Origin of the sequence: Paraburkholderia sp. BR14320, assembly GCF_040948665.1 — a bacterium.
Lineage (GTDB): Bacteria > Pseudomonadota > Gammaproteobacteria > Burkholderiales > Burkholderiaceae > Paraburkholderia > Paraburkholderia youngii.
The window spans coordinates 1-1958 of sequence record NZ_JBFPKG010000170.1 but is presented as its reverse complement, the minus strand read 5'-3'; the positions used below and the strand labels follow the sequence as shown (position 1 = coordinate 1958).

The following is a 1958-nucleotide window of genomic DNA, read 5'->3' as shown; positions in this document are numbered from 1 at the left end:
AGACCCACGCGCCCGAACGCGAGCCGCCCGAAGCCCGCGCGCCGCTCGCGAGTGTCACGCTCAAGCCTGCGCTCGCCACAGCCGACGCGACGCCGCTGCCCGCCGCGCCTGCCGCCGCGGCGGAGCGCATGGTGCACGTGCATATCGGCGCGATCGAAATTCGCGCTGCAATGCCCGCGCCCGCGGCGCTCGTCCCGCCGCAAGCCGCTGCGACGGCCGCGCCGGGCGAGTACGCGGCCAGCGCGCCAGCTGCCAGCGCGTCCGGCTTCGAAGCCTATGCGGACTTGCGCAGCTACGCGCCGTGGACATGGTGAGCGGCCATGAGCGACTTTCGCGCCATCGGCGGCGTCAGCGCCACGTTGAGATCCCTGCTCACGGATCGCATGGAGCTGCCGGTCAATTTCCCGGGCGTGCCGGTGACGATTGGCCCGCCGCCGTTCTCCGCGCTGGACAATAATCCGCGCCTCGAACCGTTGCGCATCAATCTGTTCCTGTATCGCGTGTCGGAGAACGGCTATCTGCAAAATCAGGAGATTCCCGGCCGCGGCAATCCGGGCGCATATGGTCATCCGCCGCTCAGTCTGAATCTGCACTATCTCGTCACGGCGCACGGCAACGAAGAGACGCAGATCCAGGGCACGCCCTTCTTCGATGACACCCATGCGCAATACTTGCTCGGAAGTGCGATGCGCGTGCTGCACGACGTACCGATCATCACCGATTCGATCGTCACGCGGCGCGATCCCAGCGGCGTCGCCATTCTCGACCTGAGCCTGCGCGACGAATACGAACGCATCAAGATCACGCTCGAACCGCTCACGCTCGAAGACCTGACCAAGCTCTGGACTGCGCTCACGCTGCGCATGCGGCTCGCCGCGGCGTACGCGGTGAACGTGGTGCAGATCGAGAGCCGGCGCGAGCGCGTCTATCCGCGTCCGGTTGGACAGCCCGCATCGTGGCTCGCGCCACCGCAGCCGGGCGGCCCGCCCACGCCAGGGCCGATGATCAGCGTGATCCAGATGCGCTCGCCGATGATCGCGAGCGTCAGCGTGCGTCGTGCGAACAGCGCCGTGGAGAATCCGCTGCCCTGTGGGCGGATCGGCGCGAACGATGTGCTCGTGCTGCGCGGCACGTCACTGCAAGGGCCGCGGACCTATGTCTCGTTCGGCGATGTGCTCGTGCCGGCGAGCTACGCAGACCCCACCCGCGTCGAAGCCCCGATCCCGGATACGTCGGTGCCGGGCGCGGGCGCCATCGACCCCGCGCAACGGCTGCAGCCCGGCGTGGTCGGCGTGAAGGCGATCGTGCGCGATCCGCGCGTGCCTGGCGGCGCCTTCTCGTCGAACGAGGCGTCGTTCATGCTCGTGCCGATGGTCGATCCCGCATCGCTCGGCTACGTCGCGGGGCTGCCGCGCCAGATCGCCGTGAACGGCGAGCGGCTCAGCGGCCCCGCGCCGCGCGGACAGACGATGATCGGTCGCGCGGTGGTGCCGTCCACGGATTATCTGAGCGCGACGCCGAAGAAAATCGTCGTGCCGGTTCCCGACTCGCTGCCCGCGGCCGGCGTGCAGTGCATCGTTGGCGCGACGCTGGCCGACCCGGTATTGCTCGGCGCGGGCGTGCTGAGCTTCGACCTCCAGATCGCCGGCAACACGCGCCCGATCACGGCAAACCTGCCGGCGGCGATCCCTCGCGACGACCTCGCCGCCCTGCTCGCCGCGCGCATCCACGATGCCGCCAACGGCGATGCGCTCTTCCTCGGCACGCGCGTGGATCTGTGGCATGAGCGTCTGCTGATCGTGCCGGGTGGACTCACGTCCGCGATCGCCGTCACGCCCGGCGCGGGCAGCAATTTCGCCGCCGCGCTCGGGCTCGTCACGCCGCAGCCGCCGGGCGCCCGCCGCCCGTCGCACACGGGCCCGCACCCGGCCCCCCCCCACACCGCCCGCACCCCCCGC

Annotated in this window: 1 protein-coding gene and 1 pseudogene; both read left to right on the top strand. The window is 70.2% G+C overall.

Annotation, left to right across the window (positions count from 1 at the left end):
• Positions 1–314: pseudogene (locus tag AB3X89_RS39590) on the top strand (chemotaxis protein CheA); the annotation flags it as partial.
• 6 nt (positions 315–320) lie between these two features.
• Positions 321–1958: DUF4255 domain-containing protein (locus AB3X89_RS39585; RefSeq protein ID WP_368587981.1), on the top strand; the 1638-nt coding region annotated here is incomplete at its 3' end.